Annotated in this window: 11 protein-coding genes and 1 pseudogene; 7 read left to right on the top strand and 5 right to left on the bottom strand. The window is 63.7% G+C overall.

The genetic code is table 11. The annotated features are described in order from the left end of the window. Nucleotide 1: 1 nt before the first annotated feature. The 3 genes from EU800_RS05670 to EU800_RS05660 are packed head-to-tail and all read left to right on the top strand — an operon-like array spanning nucleotide 2 to nucleotide 2,809. On the top strand, nucleotides 2–1,279 hold the full coding sequence (locus EU800_RS05670; RefSeq protein WP_165354573.1) for a TRAP transporter large permease: 1,278 nt from the start codon (nucleotides 2–4) through the stop codon (nucleotides 1,277–1,279). A gap of 23 nt (nucleotides 1,280–1,302) precedes the next feature. Continuing rightward, nucleotides 1,303–2,280 (top strand): TRAP transporter substrate-binding protein, encoded by a 978-nt coding sequence (locus tag EU800_RS05665; RefSeq protein WP_129629442.1) that lies wholly within the window; start codon nucleotides 1,303–1,305, stop codon nucleotides 2,278–2,280. A 55-nt stretch (nucleotides 2,281–2,335) separates the two neighbouring features. Next, nucleotides 2,336–2,809 (top strand): TRAP transporter small permease, encoded by a 474-nt coding sequence (locus EU800_RS05660; protein WP_165354572.1) that lies wholly within the window; start codon nucleotides 2,336–2,338, stop codon nucleotides 2,807–2,809. Nucleotides 2,810–2,965: 156 nt separating this feature from the next. On the opposite strand, the gene EU800_RS05655 is transcribed toward EU800_RS05660, so the two are convergent. The 5 genes from EU800_RS05655 to EU800_RS05635 all read right to left on the bottom strand — a co-directional run bounded on the left by EU800_RS05655 (nucleotide 2,966) and on the right by EU800_RS05635 (nucleotide 7,632). After that, nucleotides 2,966–3,319 (bottom strand): hypothetical protein, encoded by a 354-nt coding sequence (locus EU800_RS05655; protein ID WP_129629438.1) that lies wholly within the window; start codon nucleotides 3,317–3,319, stop codon nucleotides 2,966–2,968. A 46-nt stretch (nucleotides 3,320–3,365) separates the two neighbouring features. Next, entirely contained in the window at nucleotides 3,366–4,040 is a 675-nt protein-coding gene (locus EU800_RS05650; protein ID WP_129629436.1) for a hypothetical protein, read from the bottom strand. Nucleotides 4,041–4,238: 198 nt separating this feature from the next. Next, nucleotides 4,239–4,958: a DUF2306 domain-containing protein gene (locus EU800_RS05645; RefSeq protein ID WP_129629434.1), complete on the bottom strand. Its 720-nt coding sequence runs from the start codon at nucleotides 4,956–4,958 to the stop codon at nucleotides 4,239–4,241. A gap of 184 nt (nucleotides 4,959–5,142) precedes the next feature. Beyond that, the gene (locus EU800_RS05640; RefSeq protein WP_129629432.1) at nucleotides 5,143–6,354 is read right to left on the bottom strand and encodes a leishmanolysin-related zinc metalloendopeptidase; all 1,212 of its coding nucleotides are present in this window, start codon (nucleotides 6,352–6,354) and stop codon (nucleotides 5,143–5,145) included. A 387-nt stretch (nucleotides 6,355–6,741) separates the two neighbouring features. Further along, on the bottom strand, nucleotides 6,742–7,632 hold the full coding sequence (locus tag EU800_RS05635) for a LysR family transcriptional regulator (RefSeq protein ID WP_129629430.1): 891 nt from the start codon (nucleotides 7,630–7,632) through the stop codon (nucleotides 6,742–6,744). Nucleotides 7,633–8,004: 372 nt separating this feature from the next. Between EU800_RS05635 and EU800_RS05630 the strand changes: the two genes are divergently transcribed. The 4 genes and pseudogenes from EU800_RS05630 to EU800_RS05615 all read left to right on the top strand — a co-directional run bounded on the left by EU800_RS05630 (nucleotide 8,005) and on the right by EU800_RS05615 (nucleotide 14,106). Then, nucleotides 8,005–9,288: a proton-conducting transporter membrane subunit gene (locus EU800_RS05630; protein ID WP_371685573.1), complete on the top strand. Its 1,284-nt coding sequence runs from the start codon at nucleotides 8,005–8,007 to the stop codon at nucleotides 9,286–9,288. 16 nt (nucleotides 9,289–9,304) lie between these two features. Then, nucleotides 9,305–11,683 carry a YbcC family protein gene (locus tag EU800_RS05625; protein ID WP_129629428.1) on the top strand — a complete coding sequence of 793 codons (2,379 nt, stop codon included), beginning with the start codon at nucleotides 9,305–9,307 and terminating at the stop codon, nucleotides 11,681–11,683. Nucleotides 11,684–11,763: 80 nt separating this feature from the next. Then, nucleotides 11,764–12,423 (top strand): annotated as a pseudogene (locus EU800_RS05620) (SDR family NAD(P)-dependent oxidoreductase); the annotation flags it as partial. A 558-nt stretch (nucleotides 12,424–12,981) separates the two neighbouring features. Then, nucleotides 12,982–14,106 carry a sialidase family protein gene (locus tag EU800_RS05615; RefSeq protein WP_165354571.1) on the top strand — a complete coding sequence of 375 codons (1,125 nt, stop codon included), beginning with the start codon at nucleotides 12,982–12,984 and terminating at the stop codon, nucleotides 14,104–14,106. The last annotated feature ends 48 nt before the right edge of the window (nucleotides 14,107–14,154 follow it).

Genomic DNA, 14,154 nt, shown 5'->3' with positions numbered 1-14,154 from the left:
CATGGCTCTGACTGCGCTTTTCATCATCTTTTTCTTCATGATGCTGCTCGGCGCGCCCGTTGCGATCGCCATGGGCGTGGCATCGATGGGCTACATGGTTCTCTCCGACATACCGGCGACGGTGATGATCTTCTCGATGGTCGACAGCCTCGGTGGCATCACGCTTCTGGCGATCCCGTTCTTCGTGCTCGCAGGCGAGATCATGAACGTCGGCGGCGTGACGCAGAGGATCTTCTCCTTCGCCAATCTCCTTGTCGGCCATGTCCGCGGCGGGCTGGCGCATGTGAACATCCTCTCGAGCATGTTCTTTGCCGGCATCTCGGGCTCGGCGGTTGCGGACACTGCCGGTCTCGGTCGCATCGAGATCCGGGCGATGACCGAGGCGGGCTATCCCAAGCCGTTCTCGGCGGCCGTGACCGCAGCCTCGAGCTGTATCGGCCCGATCATCCCGCCCTCGATCCTGATGGTGCTCTACGGCACGATGACAGATGTCTCGATCCCCGCGCTCTTTCTCGGCGGACTGGTGCCCGGGGTGCTGCTCGGGGTCATGATGATGATCTATGTCTATATCGCGGCCTCGCGCCACGTCGCGCCACGTCCGCGCGCGAGCGTCCGGGAGGTTGCGCGCAGTGCAGTGCAGAACGTCCTGCCGCTGATGACACCGGCGGTGATCCTCGCGGGGCTGGTTTTCGGTCTCTTCACTCCGACCGAGGCCGGCGTCGTCGCCGTCGCCTATGCCTTCGTCGTCTCGAGCCTGATGGGCGATCTCCGGCTCCGCGATATCGGCCCGATGCTGGTCTCGACGCTGGAGACCTCGACACAGATCCTGTTCATCCTCGCGATGTCCTCGCTCTTCGGCTGGCTGGTGACGACCAACCAGATCCCCGATGCGCTTTCGGCCTTCTTCGATGGCACCGGCTACGGTCGCATCGCCTTCCTGTTCTCGGTCAACATCATCCTGCTGATCCTGGGAACCTTCATGAGCCTGACCTCGATCCTCGTGATCTTTACGCCGACGCTGGTCGGCATGGGAACGGCGCTCGGGGTCGACCCTGTCCACCTTGGCGTCGTCGTGGTGCTGAACCTGACCGTCGGGCTGATCACCCCACCGCTCGGCTGGGCGCTCTACATCGTGACCGAAATCGCCGAGATCCGCTTCATCGACACTGCGCGGGCGATCGTTCCGTTCCTGCTGCCCATTCTCGCGGTGCTTTTCGTGATAACCTATGTGCCCTGGCTGGTGCTGTTCCCGTCCGAACTGCTGCTGCAGGGGTATTGACCCGACCTGAAGGAGGAGACGACATGAAACACCTACAGACATTCCTGACCATCACCGCGCTCGGCGTGATCGCCAACGCCGCGGAGGCAGCTACAACACTGCGCCTTGCCTGCCCGTCGGCGGCAACCAACCCGACCTGCATGGCGGCCGAAGAGTTCGCGGCAAAGGCGAACGAGCTTTCCGGCGGTTCGCTCGATGTGCAGGTGTTCCCAGCCGGCCAGCTCGGCCGCGGCGCCGAGGCGATCCAGCAGATGCAAGCCGGGATCATCGACCTCGTGGTCGAGGACATCACGAATTACGGGAACTTCGTCACCGACTACAACGTCATCTCGTGGGGCTTCACGTTCCGCGACGAGGCGCATTTCAAGGCATTCCTGACATCGGATGTCGAGGCGCGCATGGCGGATCAGCTGCGCGAGCAGTTCAACCTGCGCTTCCTGTCGGTGGAATGGGCGAAACTGCCGCGCGTCGTCGTCTCGACGAAACCGGTCTTCACCCCCGATGACCTCAAGGGGCTGAAGTTCCGTGTCCCCGGCATCCCGTCCTACATCAAGACCTGGGAAGCTCTCGGGGCCAACCCGACCTCGGTTCCCTGGGGCGAGGCCTTCCAGGCGCTCAAGACCGGCGTAACCGATGCAATGGAATCCCCGCTCGACTCGATCGTGGCGCAGAAATTCCACCTCGCCGCGCCCTATGTCACCCTGACCAACCACGTCTTCCCCTCGATCACGCTGGCCATCAACGAGACGCGCTTTCAGGGGCTCACCGCAGAGGAGCAGGCGGCGCTGACCGGCGCGGCGGAACTCGCCGCGGAGTATTCCGAGGTGCTCGCCGCGGAGGTGGCCGAGACTGCTGCGAAGCAGATCACCGATGACGGCGGTTTCGTCATCATGGTCAATTCCGAGCCCTTCCAGGCGAAACTCGCCGACCAGACCGCTGTTCAGGAACAAGAGGGTCTCTGGGCCGCAGGGCTGATGGACGAGATCCGGGCGATGGAGTGACACCACGCGTGGCGGGCCTCGGCGGCCCGCCAACGCCGCGGCAATGGAGAGTGACGTGACACGGATCGACAACCTGCTTGGCTGGATCGCGGCGATCTACACCCGCATCGCGCAGGCGATCCTCGTCGCCCTCGTGCTGGGGGTATTGACGCAGGTCGTTTACCGCTACGTCTTTGGCCGCTCGATCATCGGCCTGGAGGAACTGACGAAGCTGGGCCTGATCTGGCTGACCTTCCTGACTGCCGCCGTGCTGCACCGGCGCCGGAGGCATATATCGGTTTCCGCGCTATATGACGTGATGCCGGCCAGCAGCCAGCGGCTCGCCGAAATCCTGACCAGCCTGGCGACGATCGTGCTTGCGCTGTTCCTCTCCTACCAGATGAATGCGGTCTGGGGCTTCATGATGCTGAAGTCGCCGGTCTACCACATCCCCGACACATGGTTCCGCTCGGCCCCGCTCGCGGCCTTCATTCCCATCCTTCTGCAGGAATGCGTGAACCTCGCCCGCGAGGTCCGGGCCCGCGGCTAAGCGATCCATGCCATGCGATCACCATCGGCTGACGGGCAATCGACTGCCACTGTTCGCGGCTGAGACGCAGACTGTGGCAGCTACAGTTTCATCCACGGCTCTGGGCAACGCAAAGACGTCGACCAATGTCCCGTTCCGTGAACAGGGATTGACTGGCTATTCGCACCGGACATAGCCGTAGGGTTCAAAAATTCCGTCAAACTCCCACAGAATGCCGTCTTCGCTGATCATCAGGAGCCGTTCGTCGTCGTAGGTTTCACCTTCGCCGGTGCATGTCAGGACGAGGCGCCACGCCGGAAGGTCGCCGACACGGTCCGAGCTTGCGATGGCGCAGCGATTTTCGAGCCCCACGAATTCGGTGCCGGAGTAACGTATGGGGGTCGGGTCGTGTTCACCCAACTGATCCGCGTATTGGCAGATGCTGGGGTCCGCTGCCCAGACACCTTGCCAGTCTTCGGCCCAACCAATTGCCGGCATCAGGCTCGCGGCCAGTATCGAAAGCAGTTTCATGTGATGTTCCCTTCCGTTCCCAAAACACGACCCCAGCCCCAAGACCCTATTCCAGCGCGCGCCAGGGTTTCGGCATGAACACCCACCGGTCATTCACGAAGATCAGCCCATCCGATGCGAGGCCGGTGGTCTGGCCCTGCTCGACGAATTTGAACCGGACGATCGGGTGCCCATCCTTCATGAAGTCCAAGACATCCTTGTAGCCGCCGGGAAACTCGCCCAGAACCGGCGCTCGTGATCGCAGCTCGGTCGTGGTGGTATAAACGACGAGCACTGCGTTCTGGCCCTGCTTCGGTCCGAATTGGGCCTTGGGCGAATATTGCCGCTCATATTGCTCGATCAACAGGCTCGCCAGTGGTTCTGCATAGACCGCAGAGACATCCGCGGGCGTGGGCTTGAGCGCTGCCGTCAGCGCAATGAGATCGGCGTTCGGATCAAGAAATCGCTCAAGCAATGCTGTCGCTTCGGCCTCGGTGCCCGGCCCGCCGACAGGAAGCGAGTGCAGCGCGTCCGGTAGGCGCTTCTCGGCCAAAGCAAGAAAGGACAACGCCTCATCGGCGCGGCAATCATCGAACATCTGTTCCAGTAACCGTATGCTCGCCGAAAGGTCGACCTGCGCCGGGCGTTCGCCCTTTCCGGCGATATAGCCGAATGTCCAGGCCGCAATCGATAGTTTCAGAGCGTCATCTGCCCTGCGCAGAACCTCTCCGCACGATGCCATCGGGTCAAATTCTTGCGCGTTGGCCGTAGGTCCTGCCGCCGCAAGCAAAAGGACCAGTCCCATTCGAATAGGCCGCACGGGTCGCCTCCAAGTCGAAGAGCCGGCTCGGCTCCTCGTTCAATGATGCCGACGCAAGCCCATTGCCGCAACAATTCTTCACGGCGACGTGGAGCGCGGCAGGACGTCCGTCTCCTCCCGTCAGGGCTGCGGCAGCGCCTCAGTCGCCGCGTCTGGCGGGCAGGTTCGAAACTGGGCTCTCCTCGCGATCCAGACCTGAACCAGAAATAGGTAGGGGATGTAGAACGCGAAATTCTGTACCCTGTCGAACGCTCCCGTGAAGTCCGGCGTCGACCAGATTCCTCCCGTTGCCAGGTACCAAAGAACGTAGTGGAGCCGATAGAGCCAGGAACCGATGGCCAGCCAGAAGAAGCGCAAGGACCATCGCCAATGGCCTGGCCGGTCACCTTCCATGGCTGTTTGGAATAGCCGTGCCGCTGCAAAGAGCAGACAGAGCCCATACAAAGCAAAGCCGATCGACATGACCGGACCGCCGACCGTTCCCCGAATGGCTATGTAGGCCAGGCCGCCAACCGACGCAAAGAGCGTGCAGCCGAGAAGCAGGACACCCATTGCCCGGTGCAGCATGGTCATGTTCCTTCGTACCACGCCGACGAGTTGAAGTGGCACCAATGCTGTCAGGATGACACCAGCCGTTGCGTGCACGACCATTGCCGAGTTTCCGAAAAGGTCAGCTTGTACGAACAGATACGGCTTGCCGGCCGGCTCTCCGCCGAGCCCCGCGGCAACGATTTCGACGGAGTGGACCAAAAACGGACTGATCATCAGATACATCAGCAGGAGAGAGCCTGCCTGCGCTGCCTCCCACCTCCAGCTTCGTCTTGATGCACGTCCTGCCATGCACTCCTCCAGAAGGATTATGGAATGTATAGCACGGTCGCTTGGTCACGCCCCACGGCCGGACGTCTTCAGTCTGGCAATGTCTTTTGCCGGAAGTCCTTGTGAGCGGTTGCACATGACGAACGAGGCGTCCGCCATGTGCGCCGAAGAGCTTTTTGAGAAGGATGCGCCCGCGGGCGCGCGTTCAGGCGATCCCGTAGGTGTCGATGCTGATTCCTTCATAGACGTAGACGCTCGGATCGTAATCGACATAGGCCACGTCGTAGCCCAGGTCCTGAAGCGACATGACCGATGTGTAGGAAATATACGCGCCGTCGTCGATGTAGCCGGTCATCAATTCGTCTGCGCCGTCATACACGTCGCCATCGGTTTGCGTGATCGTTCCGAACTTGAACTCGTCCCAGTGACCGCCTGCGGTGCCCGCGCCGCCATCACCTTCGACCTCGATCTCGACAACCGTACCGGAGGTTTCGAACTCGGCGTTGTACGCCGCCAAGCCCCAGGTGCCGGTGTAATTGCCAGTCGATACGTCCAGCAAGCTCTTGCCATAGGGGTTCAGCAGGCTTGGATCGCCCCAGAGCGTGCCAAAGCCAAGCGCATGCATCATTTCATGGAAAGCAATTTCGTCGGCGATACCGAGATATTGTGACCCGGTGCCGAAGTCCGCAATGTCGAAAGTGATCGATCCCTGGGCCGGCAGCCCGATAGAGCTGCCCCAGAAGCCCGTCGGTCCAGCCTGAGCGAGCACGTTGCCGGTTCCGTCAATGTCTTCAAGGGCGACTTTCAGGTAGAGGTCGTCCCATACCAGCTTTTCGCGGCGGGCGGTGATTTCGGATGTCCCGTCGAGGTCCCAGTCGTCCTGGATGACGGTTGTCAGATAGTCCGCTGCGACTTTGAAGGCATTCATGAGCTGATCCGTCCAGCCCGAGCCTTCGAACTCGAGCAGAATGTCAAAGCCCGCAAGTCCGTCATCCTCTCCGCTGAGGTAGAACACGCTGCCGCTGCCGCCCTTGCCACCGCCGCCACCGCCGCCGCCGCCACCGTCGTTGCCACCGCCGCCGGGACCATCCTTGGGACGGGCGGAGAAGTCGCCGCCGAAATCGATGGTGAAATCCGAGAGCACGCTCGACGAAGCGATGGCCTCCGGTTCGGCAATCATCTCGAAGAAGTCACCGTGCTCCTGGCCAACGGTCACTCCAAAATGGTTTTCTTCGATTTCATCTGAAACGTCCGGGGGGAGGATCGAGTGATCGAACGGTCCGCCCTTCACAACGTGAGCAAGCCCTGCGCCGTTCGCCGGAATGTCGGCTTCGGGAGGAAGCTCCGTTCCAAACAGGGTTTCGAGTGCAAGTTCATCGCTACCGAAAACTTCGGGTAAACTGGGAAAATGTCTCATTCTAAAGTCCTTTCGCGCGGTCCCCCGAAAGAAGATTACCTTACGTTATCCTCCTGCGCCGAGCGATTTCAGCCATTTGGCACGTCTGCGAGACAATGTTCGGACCTGAGTTCCGTTGTATCCGATTTCCCGGCCCGCAGATGCGCAAACTCCCGTTCTTTCCGCCGTGTGATGCCGGATATCCGATTCGAGCTTCACGTCTGCCGCGTCATTTCGGGGGCGGGCGCTGATGCAGCAGGTCTCGTTGCGTCGACCACGCGGGGGGCGCTTGCGGGACTTTTTCGATCGCTCGTTTGCCGCTCTGGCGCTCCCGTTACGAACCCGACCCAGACTGCGTCCTTCCATTCGATCGCATGGGCCGCATCATCGAAACCGGGGATCAAACGTCTAGGTCATCGCGGTTCGCTCCGCGCCCAGCACCTCCTTAATGAGCGGGTTCGGGAACTTCCGACCGATCGTGACCGCGGCGAAGACCTCCCTGACATCGTCGAGGCGGGCATATTCCTTGAGCCTTCCAGCGTTCAACTCGTCCTGCACGACAATGGACGGAATGACCGCGATACCAGCGTCTGCCCGCGCCAGAAGCCGCAGCATGGCCATGTCGTCGGCTTCCGCCGCGATCCGCGGAATGATTCCGAGAGTTTCCAGTAGGGCGTCGAAACTTGCGCGGATCGATGTCTCCGGGGTCGGAAGCACGAGTGGCTCGGAGGACAGGATCTCCACGAAACCGGCCCGATCGCCGATGGACCGATCGGGCGTGCCGATGAGGCTGACCGGTTGGTCGGCGAGGTGATGGACCAGATAGGGGCTGGCAGCGTCCCGCGCCGGAACAAGATTGGTCAGCACGATGTCGAGTGAAAGCGACTCCAAGCCACGCAGCAGCATCTCCTGTGTTCCGGACCGAAGGACCACTTCCACGTCTTCCCGTCCGATGAGCGGGGCGACGAAGGAAATCTGGAAATTCCGAGACAATGTCGCCAATGCGCCGATCCTCAAGACCCGGCGCCTCGTCGCGGCCTGTTTCAAGGTTCCGGTCAGGTTCTCCGCGGCCCGAAAGATTTCGTCTGCATGATCGAGCGCGATGCGGCCGGCCTCCGACAGGACAAGGTTCCGCCCGCGACGCTCGAAGAGGTCATGGCCGAGGGCGGCCTCCAGCGACTTTATCTGTGTCGAAACAGCCGATTGAGATATGTTGAGCGCCCGCGCGGCTCCCGTCAGCGTTCCGTCGCGCGCGACGGCCCGAAACAGGCGCAGGTGATGAAGGTTGAGCGTCGACATAGTTCTGTTTGATAGAATGATTTCTCTCATTTTGTGAATTTTTATTGAAGGATTCAATCGCGTATCTGCGGTGCTGAACACGCCCCGGAGATATGTCATGATGGTTTCGTTCTCTTTCCTTGCACCCTGCGTCCTGCTCGCAATGGCGTTTCTTTCCTGGCGCCGGCCCGGACGTCGCCCCGGTGCCCTGCCACAGCTCTCGGATTTGCCGCGCTTGCGGCTCTCGGTTTTGCTCTGCTCGGCGTCGTCCAGTTCGCGGTCGCAGGCCCCGCGACGCTGTCCCTGCTCGACGGTTTCGCGGCCCTGACCTTCGAGGCGGGGCTGGTAAATGTCACTCTCGTCCTCCTCGTCGCCTTCATCGGCTGGGTCGTGATGCGCTACAGCCGTTCCTATCTTGACGGCGAGGCGCAGGAAGGGCGGTTCCATGCGCTCATGCTCGCAACGCTGGCCACCGCGCTGTTCTTCGTGCAGTCGGGCAGCCTGATAGCGCTCATCCTATCATCCGCGTTGGTCGGGCTGGGACTGAAGCGGCTGCTGCTGTTCTACAGCGCCCGCCCGGAGGCCCGCCGGGCGGCCACCAAATTCGCATTGGTCTGGCACGGCGCCGACGCGGTGCTGGTGCTGGCCGCTCTGCTTCTGGCCGCGAGCTACGGCACAGGGAACGTCGCATCGATCGTGATGGCTTCTGCCGATCTTGGCCTGACGCCGATCGCGTCGCTCGCTGTTGCCCTCATCGTTCTCGCCGCCGCCCTCAAGACCGCGGCCTTTCCGCTGCACGGGTGGCTCACCGAAGTCATGGAAGCGCCGACACCTGTTTCCGCGCTCCTTCACGCGGGGATCATCAACTCGGGGGGCGTTCTCCTGATCGTCCTGGCAGGGCTCGTCCAGCAAAGCCCAGGGGCCATGGCGGCGCTGGTGATGATCGGCGGGTTCACGGCGCTGTTCGGGGCGGCCGTCATGCTGACTCAAAGCGCGGTCAAGACATCGCTGGCCTGGTCCACGGTCTCCCAGATGGGGTTCCTGCTTTTGCAATGCGGGCTCGGGCTCTGGGCGCTCGCGCTTCTGCACATCATTGCGCATTCGCTCTACAAGGCGCACGCATTCCTGTCCTCGGGCGGCGCGGTTCAGGCCGTCGCAGGCCTGCGTCGCCCCGGCCCGATCGCGGTTCCGAGCGTCGGCGCGGTGCTCAGGTCCTTCGCCCTCGCACTTGCCCTCTATCTGGTGATCGCGACCCTCTTCACCGTGCTGATAGGGCCCAAGACGGCGCAGGCGCTGGCGCTCGGAACGATCCTGATCCTGGGCGTCGCCTATCTGGTCGCTCAGGGGCTTGCCGATCATGCGCCGGCGGAACTGACAAAGCGCACGGTGCTGGCATCGCTGGGTGCGGCCGTGACGTATTTCTCCTTCCAGGCTGCCGCGCAGGCCATCTGGGGGCCGGCCCTGCCGCCGGCTCCGGCCCCGGGCCCCCTGGAATGGGCGCTGCTCGTGCTCGCAGTGGCCTCCTTCGGGCTCGTCGCCTTCGCACAGGCACTTTTTCCTCTCTGGGCGCATCACCCCTCCATGGCTGGGCTGCGGGTGCACCTCGCGAACGGCTTCTATCTGAACGCCCTGCTGGACCGCGCGATCGGCGGCTTCCGCAACGCAAAATCCAACTGACATCCCGGAGACCGACATGTTCCTCAAACACTCGCAGATCGCTCCGACGCTGATGTCGGGGATCCTCAAGGCCGCCGAGAACGCAGCGCGGCGTATCCCGCCGGCCTTTCCGCTGGAAGCGACCGTCGCGGTCAATCCCTTCCTGGGGCAGACCGGAGACGACCTGGCGACCGCCTCGGCGCGTCTGCAACGGGTCGCGGGCGTCCGTGCGACGCAGTCTGGCGTTGCGTATGCCGCCATGATTGAGACCGGTCGCCTGACGGACGACGACCTGGTTGCCGCATTGTCAGCTTCGACGTCGCCGATCCGGCCGAAGGACCTCGCGGCATTGAAAGCCTTTGCCAGCGACGGCCCGGCCGGTGGACCCGCTGCCCTGCCGACGGTGGCCGACCTCGCGGCCGAGCCAACCGGCGTGGACTGGCCGTCCCTCATCGAGAAATCCTTCGGACTCTGGGCCGCAGGAGAGTTCGACCGGGGGCAGGCACTCTGGTCGCCGACGCCAGGAATGGAAGCGTTTGCGTCCTGGCGGGCCTGGGCCACGCATGACCTGACGCCGGAGATCGCGGGCCTCGCCGGCTTCTGCGCTCATGTGGCGGCGGCGCCGGACACTGCGGAGCGCGCAATACTGCGGGCCGCGGATGCACTCGGTCTGGACGAGGCGGCTTGCGAGACCGCGTTCCACCGGCTCTTCATGGATCTCGGCGGCTGGTCGCAGCATGCGCGCTGGCTCCTCTGGCAGGCCGAACTCTCCGGAGAGACAGACCGGACACTGACCGATCTGCTGGCGATCCGGCTGATCTGGGAGGAGGCGCTTCTCGCGCATGTGCCGGAGGTCGCTGCCAAATGGACCGAGACCGTCGCGGCACACAGAGCGCCGATCGAGCCCTCGGAAGAGGATGTTGCCCTGTCCATCCTTCAGGAGGCGTCGGAACGGGCGCATCAACGGAGGCTTCGGGCCGCGCTTGACGGAGGCTCCCCGTCCGAGGGCCGGCCCTCGCTGCAGGCGGCATTCTGCATCGACGTGCGCTCCGAGATCTTCCGGCGCGCGCTGGAAAGCGTTGCCCCCTCCATCGAGACGATCGGTTTCGCGGGCTTCTTCGGCCTGCCGCTGGCACACAGGTCGCAGGGGTCGGATGTAATTGAGGCGCACCTGCCGGTTCTTCTCAAGCCGGCCATCGAAACCGCGAGCCATGCCGACCCTGCGCGCGAGCAGGACCGCCGGATCGCGGCGCGGACCCGTCGTGCCTGGGGCCGGTTCCGCCAGGCGGCTGTCTCCTCCTTCGCCTTCGTCGAAGCGGCCGGGCCCTTCTATGCCGGAAAACTGCTGCGCGATTCCTTGGGCCTGGGAGCGAGGGCGAATGAGCCGGCTCCGACGCCGCAGGTCATTGGCGGTCTCGACGCCGCAGCGAAGACCGAAATTGCAGCCGCTGTGCTGGGCGCCATGAGCGCAACCGATGGGCATGGCGAGGTCGTTCTGCTTCTCGGACACGGCGGACAGGTCACGAACAATCCGCATGAAAGCGCCTATCATTGCGGCGCCTGCGGCGGCTACACGGGCGAGGTGTCCGCGCGGCTTCTCGCCACCCTCCTGAACGACCCTGAAACGAGGGACGGTCTGGCCGGGCGCGGCATCGCGATCCCGGAAGACACGCTCTTCGTCGCCGGCCTGCACGACACGACGACGGACGAAGTCACGATCTATGACGACGGACTGCCCGCAAACCGGGCCGCGGACATCAGCCGGATCGAGGGCTGGCTGAAGCAGGCCGGACGGATTGCCCGGGCGGAACGGGCGCCCAAGCTGCCGGGGGCCAAGGCTGCCAACGTCACCGACCGCGCCCTGAACTGGGCCGAGATCCGCCCCGAATGGGGGCTTGCCGGCTGCGCCGCCTTCATCGCTGCCCCGCGCGCCGCAACCCTTGGCAAAGACCTTGGCGGGCGGGCCTTTCTCCACAGCTATGACTGGCAGGCGGATGACGGCTTCGCAACGCTGGAACTGATCCTCACCGCCCCGGTCGTCGTGGCAAGCTTGATCAGCCTTCAGTATTACGGATCGTCGGTGATGCCGGACGTGTTCGGTGGCGGTAACAAGCTCATTCACAACGTGGTCGGGGGCATTGGCGTGATCGAAGGCAATTCGGGCCGGCTGAGGCCGGGATTGCCGTGGCAAGCGGTGCATGACGGCGAAAGGCTGATGCACGAACCGCTCCGCCTCACGGTCATGATCGACGCACCGCGTGACGCCATTGCCAGTGTTCTCGAGCGCCACCCGGACGTTCGCGATCTCTTCGACAACGGCTGGTTGCATCTCTTCGCGTTGAAGGATGGCAAGGTCGACGCCCGGTATCGTCCCGGACTGAACTGGACGGAATCGGAGGAGGATCTCGCGGCCTGATCCTCGCCAAAAGGGCTGACTGTTGCGTCACGCATCGCGAGGACACGGCGGTCAGCTAAGCGTTTTCAGGCAGGTATGTCTGTGTGCACTATGCGGGCGCCAGGGCCGCCGCAGAACAGGTGGCAGGTGAGATCGAGGCCCTCGGGCGCCGTGCCGCGGTCGTCGGGGGCCATCTTACGGCCGAGCATGTCGCGGAGGACCTCGTGTCAGGCGCGGCGTCCGGTCTGGGCGGTGGTGTGGACCTCCTGATCGCCAATGCAGCGGTTCAGATCCGGCAGGATTGGCGCCGTGTCGATCGCGATGCGGCGCACCGGCAATTCGATGCCAATATCATGGCAACGATCGCGCTGATACAGGCGGCGACCCCCCATATGATCGCGCAAGGTTGGGGCCGGATCGTCACCATCGGGTCGATCCAGCAATGGCGACCACATCCCGAGATGCTGGTCTATGCCGTGATGAAGAGCGGGATGGAAAACATGGTCCGAAGCCTCGCGGCGCAACTCGCCCCGGACGGCATCACGGTCAACAACGTGGCGCCCGGTGTCATCGGAACGGAGCGCAACGCAGACGCCCTTTCCGACCAGACCTACCGCTCGCGAGTGGAGGACAAGATTCCACTTGGACGCGTCGGGTGCGCGGAGGAATGTGCAGGCGTCGTCGCAATGCTTTGCGCAGCCTCCGGCGATTACATCACCGGTGTTGATATTCCGGTCGATGGCGGGATGCGGCTCGGGTGAACGGTGGTTGGGCGCGACCCGCCCCGGCGCGTCGTGGCGGCGGAGATACCCACACTGTCTGCCGGATCGTTCCGTCTTTCCGGGGGAGGGCCGGGTCCTCCGTTATGAGCACGAAGCATTCGCGTCCCGCAGTCCCCGGTCCGCCGGAACCGTCCCGATGACCGGCAGTGCACAATCCCGGTCGCGGCGGGTCAATGCGCCGCCGGCCGGCTGCTCGATAGTCGGGACGACCTGAACGCGATCCCGACGCGCCTGCATTCGCGAACCCGGCGATGCCGGTTCACCTGTGTCGCACACAGTGTGAACGGCCTGGGCCCGATCCGGCGCAGGTGGTGGGAGAGTTTCCGAGATTTTAGATGGGAAAAGAAATGATCGGGTGCAGTGCTGGAGTGGGGGATATGCGAACGCACGTCGCACGCAACGCGCGACATCGAGCCCTCCGCGTCCGCTGTGTCTCCGGCGATCATGATCGTCGCGTCAGTGTCAACCCGACTCGACGGCAATGCTGCCTGCCGCGCGTGCCGAAATGACGCCCCCCGCAGTGAAAGGCTGTCCGACATGATCCATGCAGACGATGTTGAGCACGCGGTCCTCTTCCGCGATCCTCACAGCTATCTCGCGCATCCCGATGCGATCCGGCTCGCCGATGGCGGGATCGCGATGGTCTTCAACAAGGCCCCGAGGCGCGAGATCATCATGCATCCGCCACAGGATCCGATGTTCATGAACGTGGTGACTCGGTCGGAGGACGATGGCGAGACCTGGTCGCCGCCCGAGGTCGCGCCCGGCTATGGCTGGACCGGAACGGAATGCGCCGGCCTGACCGAACTGCCGGACGGGCAGGTGATGCTGAACCAGTGGCGGGGGACCTGGATTCCCCTGTCGCGGGCGCGGACGATGGAGGCCGAACCGCTGATGACCTGGCCGGCGGAGCTTCTCTCGCCCTGGATCGCCGCCGGCGTCTATTCGGGACACGACGCCGAACGCAATCCCGAGGCGCACGCGCCCTGGGTCCGCAACGGCGGCCGGTGCTTCGTTCATTTCTCAAGGGACGGCGCGCGATCCTTTGCAGAAACGGTCGAGATCGATACCGCGCCGCTGATCGGCGGCTATGGCAATCGCGGCGGCGTTGTCACGCCGGGCGGGCGTATCCTGCTGCCGCTGACCGATGCCTATCGCTTCGCGACCCTGTTTCTCGTCACCTCCGACGACATGGGCCGGACATGGTCGGCTCCGACCGTGCTTGCGGATGCCGAGGGCAGCGAGTTCGAAGAGCCCGCGACCCTGATTACCCGGACCGGCCGGATCCTGATGATCCTGCGCGACAACGGGTTGCGCACCATGCACGCCATCCATTCGGACGATGGCGGCGCGACCTGGTCGCCTCGGCGCGACCTCCAGACGGCGGGGCTTCCGGCGCATCTGGCGGAACTTGCCGACGGGCGGATCCTGATGACCTACGGATGGCGGATTCCGGACCACGGAATTCGTGCCGTCTGGTCCGACGACGATGGCGAGACGTGGTCCGAACCTGTCGTGATCCGCGCCGGGATGGGCAACGGCAATCTCGGCTATCCCTGCACGATCCCCTGCGGCGACGGATCACTGCTGACGCTTTACTACGGCGAGGATGGCGACCGGACCACCTGTATCCTCCGCACGCGGTGGTCGCTGCCCGCCTGACGCGGGAAACGGCAACGCCACTGCTCTCATCCTCCGCGAGTCAGGAAC

This window comes from Tropicimonas sp. IMCC6043 (assembly GCF_004146235.1).
Lineage (GTDB): Bacteria > Pseudomonadota > Alphaproteobacteria > Rhodobacterales > Rhodobacteraceae > Tropicimonas.
This window is presented reverse-complemented; position numbering and strand designations above follow the sequence as displayed.

Coding starts and splice junctions, on each gene's coding strand:
- EU800_RS05615 (WP_165354571.1), top strand. CDS start 12,982: ATGATCCATGCAGACGATGTTGAGCACGCGGTCCTCTTCCGCGATCCT.
- EU800_RS05625 (WP_129629428.1), top strand. CDS start 9,305: ATGTTCCTCAAACACTCGCAGATCGCTCCGACGCTGATGTCGGGGATC.
- EU800_RS05640 (WP_129629432.1), bottom strand. CDS start 6,354: ATGAGACATTTTCCCAGTTTACCCGAAGTTTTCGGTAGCGATGAACTT.
- EU800_RS05630 (WP_371685573.1), top strand. CDS start 8,005: ATGCGCTACAGCCGTTCCTATCTTGACGGCGAGGCGCAGGAAGGGCGG.
- EU800_RS05645 (WP_129629434.1), bottom strand. CDS start 4,958: ATGGCAGGACGTGCATCAAGACGAAGCTGGAGGTGGGAGGCAGCGCAG.
- EU800_RS05655 (WP_129629438.1), bottom strand. CDS start 3,319: ATGAAACTGCTTTCGATACTGGCCGCGAGCCTGATGCCGGCAATTGGT.
- EU800_RS05635 (WP_129629430.1), bottom strand. CDS start 7,632: ATGTCGACGCTCAACCTTCATCACCTGCGCCTGTTTCGGGCCGTCGCG.
- EU800_RS05665 (WP_129629442.1), top strand. CDS start 1,303: ATGAAACACCTACAGACATTCCTGACCATCACCGCGCTCGGCGTGATC.
- EU800_RS05650 (WP_129629436.1), bottom strand. CDS start 4,040: ATGGCATCGTGCGGAGAGGTTCTGCGCAGGGCAGATGACGCTCTGAAA.
- EU800_RS05670 (WP_165354573.1), top strand. CDS start 2: ATGGCTCTGACTGCGCTTTTCATCATCTTTTTCTTCATGATGCTGCTC.